The organism is Rosistilla ulvae (genome assembly GCF_007741475.1).
GTDB classification, from domain to species: Bacteria; Planctomycetota; Planctomycetia; order Pirellulales; family Pirellulaceae; genus Rosistilla; species Rosistilla ulvae.
The window spans coordinates 5,046,173-5,068,777 of the sequence record NZ_CP036261.1 but is presented as its reverse complement, the minus strand read 5'-3'; the positions used below and the strand labels follow the sequence as shown (position 1 = coordinate 5,068,777).

Annotated in this window: 15 protein-coding genes; 3 read left to right on the top strand and 12 right to left on the bottom strand. The window is 59.5% G+C overall.

The window, feature by feature from the left end:
- Positions 1-25 precede the first annotated feature (25 nt).
- Positions 26-985: a carboxylating nicotinate-nucleotide diphosphorylase gene (nadC, locus tag EC9_RS17850; protein ID WP_231745740.1), complete on the top strand. Its 960-nt coding sequence runs from the start codon at positions 26-28 to the stop codon at positions 983-985.
- Here the strand turns inward: nadC and EC9_RS17845 are convergent.
- The 5 genes from EC9_RS17845 to EC9_RS17825 all read right to left on the bottom strand — a co-directional run bounded on the left by EC9_RS17845 (position 970) and on the right by EC9_RS17825 (position 7,863).
- A complete protein-coding gene (locus tag EC9_RS17845) occupies positions 970-4,614 on the bottom strand; it encodes a YhaN family protein (protein WP_145347316.1) in 3,645 nt (1,214 codons plus the stop codon). The genes nadC and EC9_RS17845 overlap by 16 nt on opposite strands.
- Positions 4,611-5,891: a metallophosphoesterase gene (locus EC9_RS17840; protein WP_145347314.1), complete on the bottom strand. Its 1,281-nt coding sequence runs from the start codon at positions 5,889-5,891 to the stop codon at positions 4,611-4,613. The genes EC9_RS17845 and EC9_RS17840 overlap by 4 nt, the downstream gene beginning before the upstream one ends.
- 341 nt (positions 5,892-6,232) lie before the next feature.
- On the bottom strand, positions 6,233-6,703 hold the full coding sequence (locus EC9_RS17835; protein ID WP_145347312.1) for an ExbD/TolR family protein: 471 nt from the start codon (positions 6,701-6,703) through the stop codon (positions 6,233-6,235).
- Complete coding sequence (locus EC9_RS17830) at positions 6,703-7,122, bottom strand: ExbD/TolR family protein (protein WP_145347310.1); 420 nt, start codon at positions 7,120-7,122, stop codon at positions 6,703-6,705. The genes EC9_RS17835 and EC9_RS17830 overlap by 1 nt, the downstream gene beginning before the upstream one ends.
- Positions 7,123-7,128: 6 nt before the next feature.
- Positions 7,129-7,863, bottom strand: coding sequence for a MotA/TolQ/ExbB proton channel family protein (locus EC9_RS17825; RefSeq protein ID WP_145347308.1), 735 nt, complete (start codon positions 7,861-7,863; stop codon positions 7,129-7,131).
- A 407-nt stretch (positions 7,864-8,270) separates the two neighbouring features.
- Between EC9_RS17825 and EC9_RS17820 the strand changes: the two genes are divergently transcribed.
- Positions 8,271-8,945 (top strand): HEAT repeat domain-containing protein, encoded by a 675-nt coding sequence (locus EC9_RS17820; protein ID WP_145288482.1) that lies wholly within the window; start codon positions 8,271-8,273, stop codon positions 8,943-8,945.
- 252 nt (positions 8,946-9,197) lie between these two features.
- Here EC9_RS17820 and EC9_RS17815 read toward each other — a convergent pair whose 3' ends face one another.
- Both EC9_RS17815 and guaB read right to left on the bottom strand, forming a co-directional pair.
- Positions 9,198-10,658, bottom strand: a complete 1,461-nt coding sequence (locus EC9_RS17815; RefSeq protein WP_145347306.1) for a hypothetical protein — start codon at positions 10,656-10,658, stop codon at positions 9,198-9,200.
- A 7-nt stretch (positions 10,659-10,665) separates the two neighbouring features.
- Complete coding sequence (gene guaB, locus EC9_RS17810) at positions 10,666-12,180, bottom strand: IMP dehydrogenase (RefSeq protein ID WP_449314239.1); 1,515 nt, start codon at positions 12,178-12,180, stop codon at positions 10,666-10,668.
- Between the two features lie 357 nt (positions 12,181-12,537).
- Here guaB and EC9_RS17805 point away from each other — a divergent pair, with 357 nt between their 5' ends.
- Positions 12,538-12,828, top strand: coding sequence for a hypothetical protein (locus EC9_RS17805; RefSeq protein WP_145347304.1), 291 nt, complete (start codon positions 12,538-12,540; stop codon positions 12,826-12,828).
- Between the two features lie 142 nt (positions 12,829-12,970).
- Here EC9_RS17805 and EC9_RS17800 read toward each other — a convergent pair whose 3' ends face one another.
- From EC9_RS17800 to EC9_RS17780, 5 genes are all read right to left on the bottom strand, one after another.
- Entirely contained in the window at positions 12,971-15,061 is a 2,091-nt protein-coding gene (locus EC9_RS17800) for a TolC family protein (protein ID WP_218934232.1), read from the bottom strand.
- 337 nt (positions 15,062-15,398) lie between these two features.
- Positions 15,399-17,633 carry an efflux RND transporter periplasmic adaptor subunit gene (locus EC9_RS17795; protein ID WP_145347300.1) on the bottom strand — a complete coding sequence of 745 codons (2,235 nt, stop codon included), beginning with the start codon at positions 17,631-17,633 and terminating at the stop codon, positions 15,399-15,401.
- 97 nt (positions 17,634-17,730) lie between these two features.
- A complete protein-coding gene (locus EC9_RS17790) occupies positions 17,731-19,719 on the bottom strand; it encodes an efflux RND transporter periplasmic adaptor subunit (protein WP_145347298.1) in 1,989 nt (662 codons plus the stop codon).
- Positions 19,720-19,787: 68 nt separating this feature from the next.
- Positions 19,788-20,636, bottom strand: a complete 849-nt coding sequence (locus EC9_RS17785) for an efflux RND transporter periplasmic adaptor subunit (RefSeq protein ID WP_218934231.1) — start codon at positions 20,634-20,636, stop codon at positions 19,788-19,790.
- A complete protein-coding gene (locus EC9_RS17780; RefSeq protein ID WP_145347294.1) occupies positions 20,636-22,567 on the bottom strand; it encodes a preprotein translocase subunit SecA in 1,932 nt (643 codons plus the stop codon). Before EC9_RS17780 ends, EC9_RS17785 begins: the two co-directional genes overlap by 1 nt.
- Between the last annotated feature and the right edge of the window lie 38 nt (positions 22,568-22,605).

Here is a 22,605-nt window from a genome sequence, read left to right as displayed (position 1 = left end):
ACTATCTCCTTGAATTCGAAAATTCATGGATCTCACCGCAGCGCAAAGGTTACCCGGAATGGCCGTCGAATACCAACAAATCCGCGTCGATGCTCCCTTGGAAGACGATTTCCGACAGCTGATTCGATTGGCGGTTCGCGAAGACTTCGATCGCCAGATCGATTGGACCACGGTTTCGTTGGTCCCCGAAGATCGGATCGGCAAGTGCCAGGTGGCGGTCCGCGAAGCGGGGATCGCCGCCGGATTGGTGACTCTTCCTTGGATCATCGACGAGATGAATTTGGAGCTGCGGATCGAGACGCTTGTCGAAGATGGGGATCGCGTCGCCGCGGGGCAGATCGTGGCGCAGATCGAAGGATCGGCTCGGGACATCTTGTCGAGCGAGCGGATCGTACTGAACACGCTGTGCCGGATGTTCGGGATCGCGACGTTCACCGATCGGTTTGTGCAGCAGATCTCGGGGACGAAAGCTCGACTGTACGACACCCGCAAAACGACGCTCGGTTGGCGGCGGATGGACAAATACGCGGTCCGATGTGGTGGCGGCACAAACCATCGGCTGGGATTGTTTGACGCGTTTCTGATCAAAGACAATCACTTGGCGTTGGCCGGTCCCGGCGAAGCGATTCCGCCGAGCGAAGCGGTTGCGAAGGCCAAGTCGTGGGCTGGCGGCGAATCGGCGGGGATGAAGGCTCCGCAGATCGTTGAAGTCGAAGTCGATACGCTAGAACAGTTCCAAGACGTGTTGCCCGCAGGTCCCGACATCATCTTGTTGGATAACTTTTCTTTGGACGATCTGCGGCAAGCGGTCGCGATCCGCAACGAAAAGAGTCCGCAGATCGAATTGGAAGCGTCGGGGAATGTGAAGCTGGAGACGATTCGAGAGATCGCCGAAACGGGGGTCGACCGGATCAGCAGCGGAGCGCTCACGCACGCCGCTCGCTGGTTGGACCTTGGCCTCGACTGGACTCACGACTTCAGTTGAAACAGATCGTCTTCGACGTCATCGGGCTCATCGACTGGTTCTGGTTTCGGCTTCGATTCTGGTTTCGGCTTTGATTTCGATTTTGCCTTCGTCGGCGATTTCCGTTTTGGCTCGGCCTTCGTCGGCGACTTCACCTCGGCCGTCGGTTCCACCGAATCGCGAGTCAACGTTTGCACGAACAATTGGTTGGCATCGACACACTCGCGAGCGGTTTCCAACAACGCTTCATTGTGCGTGAAGAAGATCACTTGAGTGTCGTTCGATAATTCCGCCAACAGTTCAAACGCGGCGCGGCTGCGTTGCAGATCGCACTGGATCAAGATGTCGTCGACGACCAATGGGATCGGATCGCTGCTGGCGAAGCTGTGTTTCAAGCTGGCCAACCGCAGTGCCAGGTACAATTGATCGGCTGTCCCTTGGCTCATGCCACGCAGGTCGACCGATTGGCCAGTCGCGGCGCGGACGCCCAACAGAACCGGATCACCTTTGTCGTTGTTGTCGGCTCGTAGTTCGCTGTACGAATCGAGCGTCAGTCGGCGGAAATAGTCGCTGGCGATCTTCAAGATCGGAGCCTGGTTTCGATCGCGGTAGTTGGTGACGGCGCGATTGAGCAGCGTTTCGGCGACTCGCAACCGAGCATATTGGACCGCATGTCGGTCGATGCGGCTGAGCAGTTCGTGGATCTCCTGCTGCAGATCGGCCGCGCTGGCACCGCCGTCCATCGCCTTTCGCTGTTGATCCAGCTGCCCCAATTCCTGGCAGGACGCCGTGTGATCCTCCTCCAGTCCCAGCAGCTTGTGGTGCAGTTCGTCGATGTCCTGATCAAGCGTCTCGGGATCGACGGCCGCCACTTTTTCAAGGAACTCGTCGACCGGAAGGGTTCCCGCCATTTGCGTCAGCCGACTGTAGTGCTCTTGGCGTCGGTGTTCGAGTTGTTGTTTCTGCTGGCTGTTGCGATAGACCTCCGCCAGTTGTTCGGGAGCATCGCAGCCGGCTTCTTTGCACAGCAGATTCAATTGCGTTTGGCAATCGATTCGTTCCTGTTCCAACGCGGTCAGATCACGTTGATCTTGAGCGATCTGTTGTTCGATCTGTTCGCGCTGGGTCTGTGTCTTTTGAGCTTGTTTCAGATCTTTCGCCCAGCCTTCGACGATCTTCGACGCGTCGAGTGAAGCATCTTTTATCGGCAGACCGAGGCCGCGGACCTGAGCGTCAAACGCGCGGGCATCGGTATCGATCCCGTCGATCCGCCGTTGGAAACTGTCGAACTCTTTTTGGTCGACGACCAGCTCGTGGTAGGCTTCCACGACACCGTCGACCTCGTCGGTTCCCGCTTCGTCATCAAGCTCCAACCGCGACGTGACCTCACGCCATTGAGCCTGCCACTGAGCCAATTCCTCTTGAATTTGTTCGTTGCGTCGTTGCGACTGCGGCAGCGATTGTTGCAGCTGTTGCTTTTGCTTCGTACGCTCCTCGTACTCCTGTTGCTGCTTACGCGTCGTCGCCACCGCGGCTCCGGCTTGGCGGACCAAGGCGACTAGATCGTCTGACGCTGGCGATGCCGAACCGTTTGGCATCGCGGCCAACAACTGCTGCGTCACACGCTGGATCCGCGAGGCGTGCCGCGCGACCGCTTGTTCGGCTTCGACTTGGGCATCGTACAGTTCGACCAAACGTTGATGTTCGCCCAACCAGCCGAGCATTTCTCGCGGTGATTTGGGTTTAAGGCTGCAATCGGCCCAGATCGCGTTCCAGCGATCGGCGAACTGTTGTCGCTGCGATTGCAGTTGTTCGCTCTCCTCCGCCAAACGCTGTTGTGCACGCTCGATCGACCCGCGTTCCGCCTCCAACGTCGCACGTCGGGAAACGCGTTCTGCCTCGCGACGCAAGCGGTCGCTCATCTGATCGCACTGTTCGATCATCGCCAGCAACGATTCAAACGCTTCGCGATCGCAACGGATGTCTGCCGCCGAATCGGTCGATGCGAGCGATGCCGACAATTGGTCCCGTTGATCACGAGCGGCGATCAGTTCCTGTTCGCTAGGGACTTCGCCGGCGCCGTGCAGTTCGTGCAACCGCGTCGTCAATTGTTCCAGTTTGTCGGTACACGCGGCCTGTTTCTCGACAAGTTGCTGTTGGCGGCTGCTGATTGATTCCCACTCCCCAGCACACTTTTCGATCGTCTCACGCTGAGGAACAGGGAGTGCCGTTGCCGTCTGCGCGTCACATTCCAGACCGGTCAGCTTTCGCAGCTGTGTCGCCACGGCGCGGCTTTCACGCGCCAACGCTGCTTGTGCGGCTTCGTGATCGCCGACCAACGTCGCCGCATCGCCAGCCTGTTGTAGCGCCGCGGCTAACGCTTCGGCCGATGGCGGTTGCTCGATCGCCGCGATCGCGGCATCGACCTGCTGCACCTGCAACTGCAGCGATTCCAGGTCCTCCGCCGACGCGTCGGCTCGCTGGGTGAGTGCGACGTATTGCTTCGCCAGCTGTTTGATCTTGGAGCGTAGGTCGTGAGGCAGCTGCAGATTCCAGACGTCGTCCGAATCGTTGCGGCCGATCCCGCGCAGCTTGCTCACGATTTGAGCCTGGGTCATGTCGCGACGCTTGACGAGTCCGGGCCGTTCGATGGCCGCTTTACTGATCCCACCAACCGCTTGGACCAGCGAATCGATCGTTTCGGCTTGATCCAACAGCGGATCGGGGGCTCCCAATGCCTCCAACTTTTTCTGTTGATCCTCGATCCGAGCGCGAACCAGTTGCATCTTCTGCTGACTCGCCGCCCAAGTCGTACTCGCTTGGTGTTGCCGCGTCGAAAAGTCGGGACTCAACATCGGCACGTCGGCCAACGGCGCAAGCTGCTCGGTCAATTGGATCCACTCGGCGCGCAACGGGATCGCGTCGCGAAGCGTCTCGTGTCGCTTGACCTCGGTGCGGGTTTCGCGGACCGCGTTGCGATAGTTCTCCGATTCGACCTGCTTCTCTTCGCGCTGTTGCTGCAGGTTCACAAACGTTTTGACCGGCAACAGGCTCTCTTTCAGCTGACGTTTCTTTTCACGCAGCTCGCCCAGCAAACGGTTCAGTTCCGACTTGGAACCCGATTTTTTGAACAGCTTGCCACATTCGTCTTCGATCGCATCTTGGATCTGTTTCAGTTGCCCCAGTCCGGCACCGGCGGCGAACAAGCTTTGCCCGACATCGCCGTCCCCTTTGACCATCATCTCGCCACCTTCGACAAGCGATTGATGGGTGATGCCAAATCGGTCGCCAAAAGCGGCTTTGTCGACGCCACGCAACATCTTCTGCAGCACGGCTTCATCGATCGCGTTGTCGTCGTCACCACAATAGAGTGTACCGGTGCGTCCTTTGCGACGCACACAACGGATCTCTTCCCCGTCGTGATCGATGATCCGTGCACCCACGCGGAGATCGCGGTTCTGGTGCCGGAAGTTGTCGCTGGTGACGTTGTCGAAACCGTACAGCAACGACGTGATCGCACGCAGCGTCGTCGACTTGCCCGCTTCGTTGGGGCCGTAGATGACGTGCAATCCGTATTGACCGCCGGAGAGGTCGATGCGTTGGTTCTGGAAGTGTCCGTAAGCGATTAGGTCCAATGATGCGAATCTCATACGTCTGCCTCCAAGGTTGCCAAGCGGTTCAACAGCAGCGGTTCGGCTTCGTCGAGCCACTGGCGGATTTGATCTTGATGATTCCAAGCTACGCCATCGCCATCTTCGACCAGTTCGATCGGAAGCTTGGCGACCAGCGGTTCCAACGCCGACTGGATCGCCGCCATCGCATCGGGATCAGCCGACACGCTGCCGATCGTCTGCAGCAGTTCGCCGATCGGGCCGCTGGCGTCGTAGGTGATCGCTTCCCGCGGCGCTGTCGCTTTGACGCGCAACCGCTCCATCCAGATCGAGCCTTCGTCGATGTCAAAGGTCTCCTGCCGCATCACGCTTTGCCAATGTTCCAGCCGCGCTTGCAGCGTCGAATAGAGAGGCGTCTGGCCGACGACGCGAACCCGGACGATCGATGTGCGATCGGGATTGTTCGCGCAGATCGCTTGCATCCGCGTTTTGCACTGCTGGATCAGATCGTCGATCCGATCGATCTCGGTGGCATCGATCTCGCAGATCTCCCACCGGCAAACGTCCAACGGTTGAAACTCGAGCTTCGGCGGAGCGATCGGATCCAATTCGACCAAGACGCAGCCTTTGGCACCGGTCTCGCGGACGCTGCGGCCCTGCGTGTTGCCCGAAAAGACGATCGGGCAGGAGCCTTCGATCGCGCGGTCCTCGCGGATGTGGATATGTCCCAACGCCCAATAATCGTATTCCTTGTCGGCCAATTGTTGTGGCGTGCAGGGAGCGTAAGGGGCGTGCCCTTGAGCACCTTGCAGGCTGGTGTGCAACATCCCGATGTTCAGCAGGTCGCGGGTGGCTCGCGGATATTTTTCGGAAAGGTTGTCGGTCTCGGCCTGTTTGCGGAAGCCGCGGCCGTGGATCGCGACTCCCAGATCCTCCAGAATCACCGAATCGACTTTGGTGCTCGACAACTGGACCGGCGAGCCGTCGGGATTCGTCGGCAGCGGCAAGGCTTTGGTCAGCTTGTTGGCAGCGTCGTGGTTGCCGCTGATGAAGTAGAGCGGAATCTCGGCGGCTCGCAGCCGAGCGACTTCCGAGGTGAAGAAGAGTCCGGTGTTGTGGTCGGGCCAATCGCCGTCGTAGAGATCGCCGGCGATCAAAACAAAATCGACCTGCTTCTCGATCGCCAGGTCGATCAGATTGGTGAGGGCTCGACGCGTGCTGCGACGGATTTCATCCGCCGGAGCCCCTTCGTAATGCTCCAATTGCAGCATCGGGCTATCGAGGTGGATGTCTGCGGCATGTATAAACAGAACCATCGTGAATTCCTTTCGTTGCAGACTCGAACTCGTCTCCGACACCGCAGCTGATTATTGCCGATTTCACAGCAAATTGGGAGCCGTAGGGGCTCGTCTTTGCCGCCGCTCGCCGCAGCGCGACGAGGGATCGATCAGTGCTAGGTGCCGTCTGAGTTTTTATCTTCGCCAACGGTTTTGACACGTTAGGTCCAACCGCCAACGCGGCTATTCCTTTCTCCCCCGCTTCGTTTAACCGCGTGGGCAACGGGCCGCGCGTTTGGGATGATGGCGAAGATGGGCGAGTGAGAAACGCGCGGGGCGTTGCCCTCGCGGTTAAACGATTGAAGGGAGCTAGGGTTGCGTCAATTGCTGGATGGTGGGGCGGTGTCGGCTCGGGCGGCGAAGAGGACGCGGTCGAAGCCTAGGCTGCGGGCGGTGTCGTAGACGCGGATCGCGTCGCCCATCGGGACTTCCGGATCGGGATCGACGATCACCGGCGGCAGGACTCCGACATCGAGGATCGCTTGCAACCGCTGTCGCAGGGCGTCCAAGGATGGTAGCGGTTGATCGTTGAACAACAGCGTCGCCGCACCACTTGTCCACTGGATGCGGACGATGATTTCATCAAACGGTTCGCTGGCTGGTGGCGGTTGCAGCGTCGCTTCCGCGCCGGCGGCGAGAGGTGGATCGGCGATCGCCGAGGGCATCAGAAACTCGGGCTCTTCAAAACTGCTGGTCCAGAGAAAGAAGACCAGCAACAGAAAGACGACGTCGATCATCGGCGTCATCTTCAATTCCAACGGCTCGCGGCCATGTCCACTGGGCAGTCGCATCAGCGAGTCTCCTGGTAGACCGCAAACGAAGCGTTCCAGAGTCCGGCACCGCTGGCGGCGCGAAGCAGCGGTTCGACTTGACCGTACGCGACGCTGCGATCGGTGCGGATCCGAACCGCGGCGTCGGGGCCATGTTCACCGTGATGGGATTGCAGCAATCGGTCGAGCATCGCCCGATCGACCTCGGTGCCGCTGACCTGCCAAGCCCCGTCGGGGAGAACGTTGATCGTGAAGACATCGTTTGGCGGCGGTTGGTCGACGGAGGCATCGGCGACGGGAAGATCCAACGGAATCCGAGACTCCTGCCGCGCCAAGTGACTCGAGACGAGGAAGAAGATGATCAGCAGGAAGACGACGTCGATCATCGGCGTCATGTTGGCTGAGCCATCGGAGCGACCGGTTCGTGATGGAGTTCGCATCGCAGTTTATTGAACTGGAGGAATCGGCGTGCCGGGAACAGGGCGTTTCACGCTGCGTCGTTTCAGTCCACTCATCGCATGTTGTGCCAGGTAGGCGACTTCGGCGACAAGACCATCGACTCGATTTCGCAGCACGGCAAACGCGCCCAACGCAGGGATGGCGACGATCAGCCCACCGACGGTTGTCACGAGCGCTTGATAGATCCCTTCGGCCAAGTCACCCGCGCCAGCGCCGCCTTGGGAGATCGCGACGCGTTGGAAGGCGAAGATCATTCCGGTGACGGTTCCTAACAAGCCGACCATCGGGGCGATGTTGCCGATCACCGAAAGGTATTCGATCCGTCGCATCATCCGCGCCGACTGTTCGGCCAACGCTTCCTCCATCGCCTTTTCGACGCTCGGCCAACCAAAATCGACTTCCGCCAAACCGCTCATCATCACAAAGGTCAATAGACTTGGCTTCTGGCGGCAGATCGCGTCGGCTTCTTTGACGCGTCGCTCGGCGAGCAGTTTTTGGATCGGTTCGACAACTCCTTCTGGGATCACCTCCCCCCGCCGCAACGCCATGAATTGGTCGAAGATCAAAAACGCGGCGATCAGGCTCAGCGAGAACAGCAGCAGGATGATCAGCAGGCCGACGATCCCGCCGCTGAACAGGATCTGCCAAAATGAACCGCCGCCGGCGTCCGCATCGACGGTTTGAGCTAGCAGGCCGGCCATGGCGAGCGAACTGTTGAGCATTCGGATTCTCTTGGGCTGCGGACGCGGAACGAAGCGAAGGGGATAAGGGAACGAAGCGTAACAGTGTAGCGATTGTTGGGCGAGGCATTAAGAACCCCGCCAGATTCGGGGGGAGGTGGGATGGTTGTTCCGGATGGGTAAGCTGTGCGGTTGATTTGCATTACTACAGGCATGCCTGCCATGATTGGCGGCGGCAAACGAACGTAAGCAAACTGTCAAATAAACCTTTGCCCCCCGCGACGGCCGTAAATAGACTCGAATTCCGTCATCTGATGACGCGTTACCTGAGTGGTGTGCCGTTTCCTTGAGAGGTAGTGGTGCGTAGGATTCAGCGATCGCGACGGTGGCGATCCGGCATACCAGCTGTGGCCAATCAAAATGGCGTTAACGAAGGATAGAATAGAAACGTGTCTCAACCTGCTACCCGCACCTCCCGGATCGTCAATCAATACCGTCGCTATCTCGATGCGTCGGATTCCCTTGATTTCTTCCGCACGGTCAACGAGTCATATACGGTCGACACGCTCCTGACGCTGCTGCGACGCGGCGACAGCGAATCGCGTCGGGCATCGGCGCTGGCGTTGAGCATGGTCGGCGACGTCCGTGCGACCGAGGCGTTGGGGCATCGATTGAGCGACCGCGATCGTGGCGTCCGATTGATCGCCGACGATGCCTTTCGAGCGATCTTGGTCCGCGATGCGGCACCATCGCACCATCAAAACCTTCTGCAGGTGATGCATCTGAACGACGGAGGCGAATTTGCCGCCGCCCTGACTCCCGCGATGGTCTTGGTTCAGCAAGCACCCCGTTACGCCGAAGCCCATCACCAACTGGCGATCGCCTATTTGGGACTGCAAGAATACGCGAGTGCCGATTGTGCCTTTAGGAACTGTTTGTGGCATTGCCGATTCCATTATTTGGCTTGGTCGGGGCTGGCCGATTGTCGCCGCGCGATCGGCGATCAACGCGAAGCCTTAAAACATCTGCACCGCGCGATCGCCATCTGTCCCGATTTTGAATCGGCCCGAATCCAAGCCCGCGCGATCCGCCGCTCGCTGAATCGCAACCCGCCGACTCACTGAGGCCGCCAAGATACTTTGATCTTCGGGTGAGCTGAAACGCATCGTAACCCGCTTAAGATTTGTGGCTCGCATCGGCGAGACGCCTGCTTGCATCGTTCCTTCCGTGAAGGCTTGGAGATTCGGCAGTCGAATCGCCATCGGGAAACCTTAAAAGATAGGGCATCTCAACGAAAAAAGGGCGATCCCGCGGTCATACCGTGGAATCGCCCTTCTGTTTTGGTCGTCGATCGATCCGCTACGCGGCGAGCGAAGCTAAGGGATCAACCAGAACCCGCCGGCGACAACCGCCGCTTGGCTCAACGTTCCGCGGAGGCTCAGCGGAATTGGTGGCAACATGTAAGGAGCACAGTTGCCCGGTCGGTAGTAGCCCAACGCGTATTGGCATTCGGTTGCCGGATGGATGCCCATCTTGTACGGCAACACGGCGATGTTGACGAAGAAGTGAGCTGTCGAGATCAGCGGCTGCTTGATCGGACCGGCACTGTGACCGTAACGTTCCAGTTGAACCTCTTCGAAGTACAACGGGTTGTGACACAGGTTGGATGCCTTCCAGGTCATCGTCGCAGGTGTCCAGTTACGCGGTTGGTAAGCAACTTGGGCGATGCGGCATTCGCGTGGCAGGCCCCATTCCTTCGACAGGAAGGCCAAATCGGCTTCGCTGAGTCGCGAGATGTCGACCTTTTGCTTGCCGCCCGATTCGGTGCGAATCACAACATCTTGGTAGCTGAGATCGTATAGCGTTCCACGTCCCAACAGCGATCCATCGATGCTTCGCCAATCGCGAGGCTTTTGATTTTTGTCAAATGCTGTCCGCAGTTCGGAAAACTTTTCATCGTCCAAAACGTCGGGGCGGTAGGCGGGCGAAATGTCCAACGAAATTCGGCTGATCGTGCGGCTGGCAACTTCGGTCCGCAAATCTTCGCAGGAGAGGTTCGATCGCTGTTGTGGCGGAGTGATGCCGAAACCGCGTCGCGGTGCGAAATCGGGTTCCGGTTCGGCCGCCTTGGGCTCCGGTTCGCGATCCGATGGGCTATCGGTAGCGTCGGCTGGCCCGCGTTGGAACGGGTTGTTGTCGAGCATATCCAGCTTCGATTCATCCAGATTGTCGCGTTGGTCATTGGTCGGCGGCAACAAGGGGCTCGGTTGCTCAGGCTCTGGAGTGGGCTTGATCGCCGGAGGCAACTCATGCTGTTGGGGGGCCGGTTCGTTCGGCGTGCTCAGGTCGGGCATCCGCAATGCATCGGGAGCGGGCGAAGCGGCAGGCGGCGTTGTCGCAGGTGGTGCGCTAAACGGACTGTCGAAGGCGTTGTTGTTAAATGGATCGGGCCTTTCTCCCGCCGCAGGTCCGGTGCCATCGCCGAACAGATCGTCCGGTACCGCCCCTTCCTGTTGATAGGCAACACGCATCACGGGACCGTTGTCGGCGGACAAGTTGGTCGTGCTGCCCGACGCAAATGAGCGAGGTGCGACGCGATCCGACGAACGCCATTTCAGCTTGGCTTGCTGGTTCGATGACGGCTGCGGATGGCTGGGCCGGCGGGCGACAACCGAAGTGTCGGATGTCGCGTTAGAAAAACTGGCATCAAACCGCGAAGCGGTTGTGGTGCGTGGAGCGGCTTGCGTTTGCGCCGCTCGGGGCGTGTCCCAAGTTACTTGAGCCTGGGCCGGGAGCGTCTCTAGTGCTGCCAGCGGCATGGCTGCCGCCAACGACATCCATCGACTAATTCGAATCGCCCGAGTGATGAACTTCGGGGCTGTAATTCGGTGCTTCCTGCGTAATCGCGATATCATGCGGATGGTTCTCCCGGACGGTTGCAGCCGAGACTTTGATGAAGCGTGCGCGAGTCCGCAGCTCCTCAATCGTCTGTGTGCCGATGTAACCCATCCCTGCCCGCAAACCGCCCACCAATTGGAAGACGTATTCGCTAAGCGGTCCCTTAAACGGAACGCGGCCCTCGACTCCTTCGGGGACCAGCTTTCCACTCTCGGTCGCGCTCTGACGATATCGCTCGCTCGAACCCTGAGCCATTGCACCGATCGATCCCATGCCGCGGTACGCCTTAAACGTCCGCCCTTGGTACAGGATCATCTTTCCGGGGCTTTCGGTCAGACCGGCAAACAAGCTGCCAATCATCACGACTTTTGCACCCGCTGCAATCGCCTTGGTTATGTCTCCGCTGAATCGAATACCGCCATCGGCAATGATGGGAATGTTTCTTTCATTTGCAACGCGGGCAGCTTCCATGATCGCTGTCACTTGAGGGACACCGACGCCACTGATCACGCGAGTCGTGCAGATCGAACCAGGTCCGATCCCCACCTTAATCGCGTCGACGCCAGCATCAATCAAATCGCGAGCCCCGTCGGCCGTAGCCACGTTGCCTGCGATCAAGTCGATCCGCCATTGTTGCTTAAGTTTTTTGACGGTCTCGATAACGTTCTTCGAATGTCCATGAGCACTATCAACCGTGAGGATGTCGACCCCTTGGTTGATCAGGCTTTCGGCACGCTCGTAATCGTGCACACCGATCGCCGCCCCGACCCGCAATCGGCCTTGGCCGTCTTTGCTGGCGCTGGGGAAACGCTGCATCATGTCGATGTCTTTGATCGTTATAAGTCCCGTCAGTATCCTTTCTTCGTCAACCAGCAAAAGCTTCTCTACTCTTTTTTCCGTTAATATCCGCTCAGCTTCCTCAAGCGTTACATTCCCTACAGCCGTCACTAAGTTCTCATGAGTCATGACTTCGCTGATTAGGCGATCTGGCGACTCTAGGAAGCGAAGATCTCGCCGGGTCAAGATCCCCGCCAGCTTGCCGTCGGAGTAGACGATCGGGATCCCCGAAACGTTTTTCTGATCCATCAGCTCTTGTGCGCGGCTGACCTTTTCGTCGGGGTGGAGCGTGACGGGATCAAAAATGATTCCGTTGGCGCTCCGTTTCACCTTCAACACCTCTTCGGTCTGAGCTTCGATCGAGAGGTTCTTGTGGATAACTCCGAGCCCCCCAACCTTGGCCAATGCGATCGCCATCTCGCTCTCGGTGACCGTGTCCATCGGCGAACTGATAAGCGGAATTTGCAGCCGGATTTTGGACGTAAGGTGTGTGCTGGTATCGACTTCCGACGGAACAACGGCGCTGTATTGGGGCGTCAGCAGCACGTCGTCGAACGTAAAGCCTTCTTGGATCAGTTTCTCTTGGGACATCGCATCAAAGATCGGTTTGGGGGGATCGGGCATCAATCATTGTCGATTATGGAGCCCGCTGGCAAAAGTGGCAACGCCCAGCGGCGCATTCGCGATCGCAGCGCTTCGCTTGTCCGAAGCAATGGACCAGGGCTTTGCCTTCTTGGCGGGCATGGGAGCCACCGTGTGCTGGGGTTCCCACGGTGCGATCGGCCTGGTGCCAGGATCGAGAGCCGAAGAAGCGGCCGTCTAGAGAGGATCGATGCCGATTGGGGCAAGCGGGGCGTCCGATCGCCATTCGCTATCTTGGGGGGGGGCGTCCGTAAGGGGTGCGGGTTGAGAGGAGATATTCCGCTTTTAAGGGTGTAACGACAACCTGATCGTTCATCTACATCTTGGGAATCAGAACTTATGCAATTTCTTCCGTTGATCATTCAACTTGTATCCGGTGCCGCCGGGGGCAACCTTACCGGCAAACTGGCAAAAAAACTCGACCTGGGCGTGTTGGGCAATTCGATAGCAGGAATCTTGGGTGGCGGTTTGGGCGGCCAACTGTTGGGCATGCTGGGGATTGAAGCGGGCCCCGCGGGATCGCTCGATATCGCATCGATCCTCGGCAGCGTCGCCTCGGGTGGCGTCGGTGGCGGTGTCGTGATGGCGGTCGTTGGGGTGATTAAATCGGTCTTGGCCAAAGGGAAATAGAGAGTTCAGGAGGAAGGCTCCGTGGGGCGGCGACCGCGTGGAAACCGCGATCCTTGGAGAGGCCGTGATGTCATAAATCCAAGAGCAGCCGGAGACGGATCGAACGATTCCTTTCGGCTGTTGGCTCGGGTCGGCGAGCCGGTCATCGGTTCGTCGGCTCGACATCGGACTCCGATGGGATCGCGGCTGGGGCGATTGTCTGGGGGGCAATCCCATCGGTGGGATGGACCGGAACGGATTCCAACAGCGTGCCGGTGGCTCGGTTGAGGTTTCCGATACTCAGATTGAATGTCAATTGGCTCTGCAGATATTCAAACTCCGCTTGCGTAACACGGTCTTGCGCATCGAGCAAATTTTCTAGGGCGAAGCTGCCCGTGACCGAATCATTGATGTTGCGGTGCCAACGTTCGGTGAGCGATTGCAGTTGCCGTGTTCGCGCTTGTTGGGCTTCGTGCTTCGCCGCCAGTTCTCGCTGCGAGGTCTGCAGTTCTCGAACGGCGACTTCCACCTCCAATTGGACCGTCGAAAGGGTCGATTGGTATTGAGCGTTCAATTGTCTCAGTTCCAACATCCGGCGTCGATTGCGGTATTTTGCGGTACGATTTCCGATCGGTAATTCGTATTCGAGTCCCACGCCATAGCTGGGCGCGCCGGTATCGAATTGCCGCGACAACGATGCTGGGATATCACCCTGGCCTTGCAGGCCACTAACATACGCTTCGGTGACCAGATTCAGCACGGGGAGCAATTCGTGTTTTGACATCTTCAATCGGACGCTGGCCGATTTGATCTGCTTGATCGCTTGAGCGACTTCGGGCCGGCACTGAATCGCCAGCGCACGCTGTTGTTGCATGTCGACGTGATACGATTCCAGCGAAGGGGGGGCGGATGGAATCAGTTCACAAGTATCCGACGTGTCTAGCTGGGGGGCGTTAACCAACGCTCGGATCTTGCTCTCCGCATTGACGACTGCCGCTTGAGCGCGAAACAGTTCTGAGCGCCGTTGGGCGAGCGTCGCTTGGGCCGAGACGAGCTGGGTTTCCGATGCGTCGAGTTGAGCGCGGAGTTCCAATCGTCGCGTGATCTCGGCAGCGCGTTGATACGATTTCAGTTTTTGCAGCAAGACGCCCCGCTCCAAATACAATTCCCAATAGCTGCGCACAACCTCCAACAGGTGTCCCTGCAGCTGGCGTTGGTATTCGTCGTCGGCCTGTCGGCGGTCGATTTGCGCGAGCAGGATCAGCGAGTTGTTGTAGTCCGCGCCGCGGCCACGCAACAACGGCTGGGTGAACCGCATCGTCAATCGCGATGTCCCTTGCGGGGCGGGGACGAAGAAGTTGGAGTTGTTGTCCTGCCAGCCGAGGCGTTGGGACATTTCGACTTGGGCACCGCTGCGCGTCTGGCGGCGCAAACCGGCCGATCCGTTTAGATTGTGATCGTTGAATCGGGTGCCGTTGCCGCCGACGGTCAGCGAACTGCCAACGGGATCGCTGACATCGTCCCAGCGATTGTTCAGGAACGCGATCCAGTCGAAGGCCGCGTCGGCTTCGCCCACGGCCGTTTCTCGAATTTGTGGAAGCTTGGAGAAGACTTTGATTTGGTAGGAGTGGTTTAACGCACTGACGATCAATTGTTCCAGATCGACAGGCAGCGGAGTTGCCTCGGGACGCAGCGGCCGCGCGACGAGACTCTGCCACCAGGGAAGTTCTCCAGCGACCAAGAGTCGCGAGGATGTCGATGATATTCCTGCACCGCTATCGAAATCGGGTCGTTCCGGTAGTCGGTCGGACGGCGAGGGGGGAACCGTGGATTCAAACGACGGTTCAATCGATGAGGAATCGGCCGCGTTGTGTGTCGCTTCGGGGACGAGAACTTGCTCGACGTTGTTTTCCGCATCGGTCGAACTCTGCGGATGAAACGAGGCGGGGGCTGGAGGCAGAGTCACCGGAACCGTTGCTTGGGTTTGCGAGACACGATTCGCAATTCGCATTGGTTCATCGGGCATCTGTCCCGAGGAGACGCCAGGATAGCTCCAGGGGACCGCGTCGGAAGCGTCGGGGGATTTGACCGCCGATGGCGGAACGATCCGTTCACGTAGTGATGGATAACTTGGCGGCAATGGATTTTGAGCGCCAAAAAGGGCAACACGAAGCGGTGGTTGCGGTTCCGGGAGGCCAGGATTGGAAGCGGTGGAATAGGTGTTGGTGCGATCGTCTGTCGAGGATCGATCCAACCCGCTGAAATCCAACGGGCGGCCAAAGAGCGAGAGACTATCGGACGACTCGGTTTGCAAGGAACTCGAGGCACCCCGGTGATGCGGCGTGCTTTTGAGTGGTGCCGTCGATTGCAAGGATGGGTCGACCGATTGTGCACATAGCTCTCCCGGGATTCCAATCGCGATTGCGAGAGCAGATAGGAGTCGTGTGTACGGATGCATCTTCTTATCCAGAGGAACTGGCTTAGGGGCGACAACGATACCTAGCATCGGTTGGTGTGTGCTGGTTTCGCTAGCCCTAGGCAATCGCGCTGAACAATGCTGTCATGCATCAGGATGCGTACAGGCGATAGATTCAGATCGATCCGCTCTCTCGCGGTCGCTTCGAGATCCAATTTTGGAATCTATGCCAAAGGACAGAGGCCACGTTTCCCCGGTGGGACCGAAAGCCGACCCATCCGGTTGCACCGAGTTTTCCAGTCAGTTCGCTTTCGTCGACGCGGATGATCGCGGCAAAGTAGGCTTCGGTCGCTTCAAAAACGGTGTCGCTGGAATCGTCGGATGGGAAAGCCGCGATTCCGTCCTCTGGTTCGCTGTCGGGCTGTCGATTTGCATGGGTGGCGATCGCGCCACCGGCTGCGGCGCTGAGGGCAGCATGTGGAAGCCGGGTGTCGCCGCGTGGGTCGACATGTTCCAACCGGCCTTGGAAACCGGGGCTGCCGAACATCTGCACGCGGACCGACTGACCAACCCGAGCGACGAAGTGTTCCAGTTCGCGCTGCGGTACCAACGCTTGGATACGGCACTGACCCTGCGGTCCTAATGTCATTAACGTTTCCCCCGGGGCGACGTAGGTTCCCAACAGCGATTCGAGGGACTCGCCGATCACGATCCCAGGTTTTGCCGAGCGGATGACGAGGTTCGACAGCATCGATCGCCGATCGTACAATTGCGATTCGATTGCCGTCAGTTGTTGTTGTTCGACATCGTACGCGGCGGCTTGGTGAGAGGCGGCGTAGATGCGGGCGCGGATCTGCGACCGTTGCACTTGAGCTTCCAACTCGGCCGTTCTCATCTGCAGCGGTTGATTTTCGAGTTCCAAAAGAACGTCACCGGCACGGACCTGTTGGCCGCTGCGGACGGCGACCCGTTTGACGAAGCCCATCGTGGGAGCGCGAACCTGGATCAGCGGGTCGTAGCCAACGATTGCCGGAGCTGTCGTTTGGCCATACCAAGGTGCCATGAGAATGCCACCGATCAGGAGCGATACGATTGCGATCGCCTTGCAAAATTGCCAGCGGTTGGGTTGGCTGGTCGGAGTGCCCCAGACGATGAAATGGAGCGTCCGGGCGATGGGCAGGATGAACCAGAACGTCGCAGCGAACAACGCAAGCGCGATCCCCGCCCCCCACAGCATCTGTTCCGCACCGAGGATCAAGGCGGTACACATCACGATCCGCCACGCCATCGCGGCGATTCCGTAGCTGGCGATGAACCATCGCCAGCGGAGGTTGCCATGCGCCGCCGGGGCTTCGATTCCCAAGAAGAACTTGCGCACTGCGCGGCGCACCATCTGGCTCGCATGCGTGGCCAAGTTCGGCATTCCCAGCCAATCGGTCAGGATGTAGTAGGCGTCGAATCGCATCAACGGATTCGCATTAAACATCAACGTGATCAAACTGCCCGATAGCATGACGTTAAACGCGTGCTGCACGATCAGCGGCGAAGTCGATCGGCTCCACAAGATCGCCGCGATCGCTGCGATCATCAGTTCGGCCATCACCCCAGCGGCCGAGGTGAGGATCCGCCGCGATCGCGAGCGGAATTTCCAAGCCGACGTGACGTCGACATAGGGAAGCGGGATCAACATAAACAGGACGACGCCAAATTCGCGGACCGTCCCGCCAAAGCGTTTGCAGGCCAAGCCGTGAGCCAGTTCGTGCACCAGCTTCAACAGAAACCAAGTGATTCCCAACCAGATCCAATTGCTGCGATCGATGACCGTTTCGGCACTCGGATCGATTCGATCGGCCGCGCCAAAGAGGGACAGCAAACCGCAACCGAGGACGATCGTCCAGAGGAAAAATCCCAGCGGCGAAAACCACCAGCCCAACAACGGCGAAATCGCATGGATCACGCGATCGGGGTTGCCCAAGGGAAGCTTCGCGCTGACCAGGGAGAGGCTGGCCAGACGTTTCTGGAAGCGATGTTTGTCGGCCGCGTCGGCCATCCGGCACGAGGTCAGCGATGCGGGAGTCGAGGCCAATTGATTTTCGACTAACCAACGACACAGCCCCGCGGTCTCTTGATCGTTGAGCGCTTGGGCCCCCAACGCCGACGCGGCCAGGCCGTGCGCTTCGGCGATCGTCACGTGTCCGTCCAACAACGAGATGAAAGCGAACTCGGCGATTCCAACCCGATAGAATTTCGTCCGCGCATGATCTTCAATTAGATAGGTGTCGGCCGCGCCGTCGTGTTGCAACGTGAACCGCAAGTCGTCGCGGAGTGTCAGCACGACACCACTCAATTCGACACAGCTGTGCTGCGCTTCGGGGGTGTACGATTCGGGTGTTTCCAAAGACGATTGCATGGCGAGGTGACTGTCGGTTGGGTTGGGATCGTGGTGGATGGAAAGCGATTCGCCGCGGTCGAGTTGGCCGCGGTCGATCGGTTGGATTTTGGTTGGCTTAGGTGAACGTCAGCGACAACCACGCGACGGCTCGTTCCCAAGGTTTGTGGAACCAATTCCAGGCCAGCGTGTGGCGAACGGTTTCGATGCGGGCGTCCCCTTCCATCCCGGGGCGCAGCTTGCCGTCGGGGTTGGCGACGGTCAGTTCGGCGACAAACACATTGCGGTTCTCGCGGACGACCGAACGGGGGCGGATCGATTCCAGTTTGCCAACGATCGGTTGCAGCCGTTCGGAGTTCAATCGAATCTGCACCTTCATGCCGATCTCCACGTGGGAGATGTCTTCCGCCGGAATCGCAACTTCGACCCGCAGCGGCGAGATCTCAGCGATCTCGTACAGCTTTTCGCCGATCCCGACCGGAACGTGCTCGCGTCGTTCGAGACTTCCCGCCAGCACCAAACCGGCGACCGGAGCGCGGATCTCCATGTTGTCGCGTTGGTATTCGAGCAACTGGCGACGGGCGGCGAGTTCGGCCAGTTCCGCTTCGCAGATCATCGCCTTGGGCGTCTCGTGATTTGCCATGTGGCTGTCGAGTGTTTTGCGGATCCGTTCTTGTTGCGCGACGACGCCTGCCAATTCCCAGTTGATCTCGCGTTGTTCCATCCGGGCAAGCGGCGCGCCGGCGGCGACGCGATCGCCGGGTCGGACAAAGGTCGCGTCTAACAATCCGTCGTACGGAGCGACGGCGAAGCGTTTGGCTGCCGGTTCCAAGCGGCAGCGACATGCGACGCGGTAGGGCCAGGGGAGGCACAACGCGATCAGGACGATACCGACCGACGCGAGCAACAGATTCCGCTGGGTGGCGATCGATTTCGAAGCGATCCGCTGGGCGAAGCGTCGAATACGCGAGGGTTGAGCGCGACGGCTGATCGACAACACCGAACCGATCGGCAGCGACAACGCCGTCAAGAGGTTCTGTGTCTCCGGATTTCCGACCGATAGAAACGGACCGGCTGCTGAAAGGACGCCGACGATTCGGCCATCGTTATCGCGGAGCGGAGTCGACGCGATCAATTCGACTCCCGCCGATTCGACGATCTGCCGGTGGGCGATTGAGAGTTCGCGACGGTTCGGTGCCAGCGGAGGCCAGCTGGTGACGCATTCACGCAGCACACATTCGTCGTGGGCCGATTCGATCGCATGTGCAAGTGGAGAACTGGGGTCGAAGTGTGCAAGTCCCGAGATCGCCTGTAGACGCAGCGCTTGGGAACGTCCTTCGGCCAATCGGCTCGCCGCAGGGAACAGGCTCAACGCGATGAACTTGCAGCCGAGATGAGCTTTCCATTGGTCGACGATCGACTGGCACGCCTCGGCCAACGTGGGACACTTCTGGACGTTTGCGACCAGTTCCACCAAGGCGGCGGTGACGCGAAGGTCGTGCTGGCAGGCGATCGCTTCGCGGCCGAAGTGCCACGCGGTCGCCATCACCGGCAACAACTGGATCGTCCGTTGCAGGTCGCCAGCATCGCTGCCGATCGCGACCAAGGTGATCGCGTAATGCTGCGATCCGACCGCGAGCTGGATGCAGGTCGCGTGCAGGCCCTGAACTTGGGGCGAGGTAATTGTTTGCGGTTCCTCGTCGGTTGCCAGCGACGTTCGGCAAGCGTGCAGCCATTGTTGCGTTGCGGGCTGTCCCAAGAGGCCGCCAGGAATTTGGGCCGCCAGCGGTTCGCTGTCGTCGGTCGCCGGGTCGGTGTTGGAACGCGGGTGCCACATGCCGCCGATCGCGATTCCGGATCGACAGATCGCTGTCAGCGAGGCATCGGCAAATTGTTGGATCGAACCGGCGTCGCGGGCGATCTGAGTGAGCGTCTGCTGCAGTTGGCCAAATCGTCGGTCGACGCTCGCAGGCGTCGCGGCCGATTGCTCGGGCTGCGGTGTCGATTGGGGCAACGGGGCGTTGGAACGGGGAACCACAACCGAAGCGGGGGACCACTGGGTGTTGGTGCCGGTCGCGATATGGGTTGGGATCGGTGGGCTTGTCATGATGGATGTGTCAAGATCATTGGGCGTTGGGCGATTGCGATGTTCCGCGGGAAAGTGCGGTGGCCGGGTTACGGGTGTAGGCGACAGCGAAGGCCGCTGCGGTACTGGTTGTTAGGATTGTCAATGATCACCTCGACACCAACGCGGCCACTCTCGGCGTTGGTGACCGGATCGATGTGGCGAATCGTTGCGGCCACGTCGGCGGCGGATTCGGGGAACTGCAAGGCCAGCGTTTGTCCAACTTGCAGCCGCATGGCAACCTGCGTTGGCAGGTAGAAGACGGCGCGGAGAGCGCTCAGATCGACAACGCGGACGGTCGTCGGTTCGGAACCGGCGACAAATTCGCCGACATCTTGAACGACTTCGGTAACGATCCCAGCGATCGGACTGCGAATCTCTTTCATCGCGATCCGCGCGTCGATCTCGGCGATCTCCAGTTCGGCGATCCGTTGCCGTTCGAGAGCTGTCTGCACGCGAAGCTGGGCTATCTTGACTTCGGTTTCGGCTTGCAGCACCTCGTCGGGACTGCCCGCCCCTTGCGACCGCAGTTCCAGCAATCGTTGGTAGCGGTGGGCGAGTCGTTGGTGTTCGATACGCAGCGAATCGATCTCGCTGGTCGCTTCGGATTGTTTGACGGCGACGGCTCGCGTGGCGTGAAGCACTTGGCTGTCCAACGCCATCAACAACGCATCGGCTGCGACCTGAGCCCCCGGTTCGACGAAGACCTTTGCCACGCGTCCAGGCTCGGCCGCGGCGACGTCGATCGTTTGGAAGGGTTCGGTGAATGCGTCGTAGCTGGCCGACGGATGATCGTTTCGCGGCGCTGCCGCTGCGGCGGATGCAAAAACGATGAAGAGGAGCGTTGGCGGTGCGATCATGAATCGCGAGCGCACAAATAGTTGTGGGGTCGACATCATTAGACAGCCTCTTTGGCGACGGTTTCGAGGACGCGATCGAGCCATTGGTCGGCGCGGGTCAGTTGCGTGCGGCGTTGGTAAGCTTGATTTTCCAGGTCGTTTTGCAGCCGAGCGATTTCGGTGGAGAAATCGTGCTGCGCTTCGGGGGCCCCGCTGCATCGTGCCGAGATCGACTCAGCCAATTGCGGGGCGTGTTGAAAGATCTCGTCTTCGGCGGAGACGAAGAACTGGTACGAACCGGGATCGCCTTGTCGCGCGGCGCGGCCGATCAACTGGCGATCGACCCGGGCGCAGGGATGGTGTTCGGTGGCGATTACATGCAGACCGCCGCGGGCGCGCGATGCATCGGTCAGGGCGATGTCGGTGCCGCGGCCGGCCATGTTCGTGGCGATCGTGATCGCGCCCGGTTGGCCGGCGATGGCGATCAGATCGGCTTCGGCTTCATCCTGGATGCCGTTGAGCGTGCGATGGGGAATGCCACAGTTGTGCAGCGCGGCCGATAGCGTTCGACTTTCGGCGATCGTTCGCGTGCCGACCAGCATCGGGCCTCCATTGGCATGCCGGGCGCGGATCTCCGCGACGATCGACGCATGTTTGGTTTGGAGGTTGGAAAAATGGCGACTGGGCAGCCCGAACCGGTGGCAGGGTCGATGCGTCGGGACGCTGACGACACTCAAACGATAGAAATCCTTGAGTTCGCGGGCCGCCGCTTGGGCAGTTCCCGTCAAACCGCAGATCGAATCGTATTGGCCGATGAAGCGTTGCCGGGTGATCCGGGCCTGCGTTTGTTGTTCGGGGACGACCGCGACGCGCTCTTTGGTTTGAACCGCTTGGTGCAGTCCATTTCTCCAGCTGCGTTCGGGATGGATGCGGCCTGTATTTTGATCGACGATTTGGATCTCCCCATCGCGGACGACGTAGTCGACGTCGCGGCGGAAGATCTGTCGTGCACGCAGTGCGTTTTCGACGTAACAGGACCAGGCACGAGCCAGACGCAGCGGATTGGCTTTCGCAAAGTGTTCATGGATGCGAAACCAGCCGGTTGGCGTGAAGCTTATTTTTCGATCGACCGGATCGAGGCTGAAGTCTTCTTCGGGCTGCAGTTCTTGGGCCAGGATGTCGGCGACGCGGTAGGCCTCCGGATCGGAGGATGCTTGGCGCATCGCGTGCTCTTGTCCACTCAAGATCAACGGCGTGTTCGCCTCGTCGATCAACACGCTGTCCGCTTCGTCGATCACCGCACAAGCCAAGGGGCGTCCGATCAGCGAATGGGGTTTGTCGATCGATTGGCCGCGCAGATGGGCCAGATGTCGCATCCCTAGACGCGGCCGAGGGGCCGATCGAAGGGCGATCTGATCGCGAAGGAAATCGAATCCAAATTCAAAACCGGGGCCGTAGGTGACTTCGCAACGGTAGGCCTGGCGTTTTTCGGCGAGACTCATTTCCGAATCGATCCGGCCGACGCCGACGCCTAACAATTCGAAGGTTGGTTGCAGCGTCTCGAAGTCGCGGCGCGCCAGGTAGTCGTTGACGGTGCTGACATGGCAGCCGCGTCCGGCCAGCGCTTGCCAGAAGGCGGGCAGACCCGTGGTGATCGTTTTGCCTTCGCCGGTTTGCATCTCCGCGATCGATCCGGCTGCCAAAATCCAACCGGCTTGCAATTGGACGTCGTAATAGAGTTTGCCGGTCGTGCGGCGCAACGCCTCGGCCATCAGACCATGGGCTTCGATCATCGGTTCGGCGGCGTCGGGGCGTTTCCAACGCTGCCAGCCGCTGGAGATGGATCGGTTGTGTCGATGTTGCGATTTGCGCAGGCGTCGCAATTCGTCGGTGTGGTCGCGGAGCGTCGCGTCGGATAATCGCTGAAACCGCTGCTGTTGCTGGCGAACCGCGGCAACGATTCGATCGGGAGTCATCAGCGTTGATTTCATTGCGGTTCGCTACGTTGGATCGGATTCAGGCAAAGAAA

Coding starts and splice junctions, on each gene's coding strand:
- nadC (WP_231745740.1), top strand. CDS start 26: ATGGATCTCACCGCAGCGCAAAGGTTACCCGGAATGGCCGTCGAATAC.
- EC9_RS17845 (WP_145347316.1), bottom strand. CDS start 4,614: ATGAGATTCGCATCATTGGACCTAATCGCTTACGGACACTTCCAGAAC.
- EC9_RS17840 (WP_145347314.1), bottom strand. CDS start 5,891: ATGGTTCTGTTTATACATGCCGCAGACATCCACCTCGATAGCCCGATG.
- EC9_RS17835 (WP_145347312.1), bottom strand. CDS start 6,703: ATGCGACTGCCCAGTGGACATGGCCGCGAGCCGTTGGAATTGAAGATG.
- EC9_RS17830 (WP_145347310.1), bottom strand. CDS start 7,122: ATGCGAACTCCATCACGAACCGGTCGCTCCGATGGCTCAGCCAACATG.
- EC9_RS17825 (WP_145347308.1), bottom strand. CDS start 7,863: ATGCTCAACAGTTCGCTCGCCATGGCCGGCCTGCTAGCTCAAACCGTC.
- EC9_RS17815 (WP_145347306.1), bottom strand. CDS start 10,658: ATGTCGTTGGCGGCAGCCATGCCGCTGGCAGCACTAGAGACGCTCCCG.
- guaB (WP_449314239.1), bottom strand. CDS start 12,180: ATGCCCGATCCCCCCAAACCGATCTTTGATGCGATGTCCCAAGAGAAA.
- EC9_RS17805 (WP_145347304.1), top strand. CDS start 12,538: ATGCAATTTCTTCCGTTGATCATTCAACTTGTATCCGGTGCCGCCGGG.
- EC9_RS17795 (WP_145347300.1), bottom strand. CDS start 17,633: ATGCAATCGTCTTTGGAAACACCCGAATCGTACACCCCCGAAGCGCAG.
- EC9_RS17790 (WP_145347298.1), bottom strand. CDS start 19,719: ATGACAAGCCCACCGATCCCAACCCATATCGCGACCGGCACCAACACC.
- EC9_RS17785 (WP_218934231.1), bottom strand. CDS start 20,636: ATGATGTCGACCCCACAACTATTTGTGCGCTCGCGATTCATGATCGCA.
- EC9_RS17780 (WP_145347294.1), bottom strand. CDS start 22,567: ATGAAATCAACGCTGATGACTCCCGATCGAATCGTTGCCGCGGTTCGC.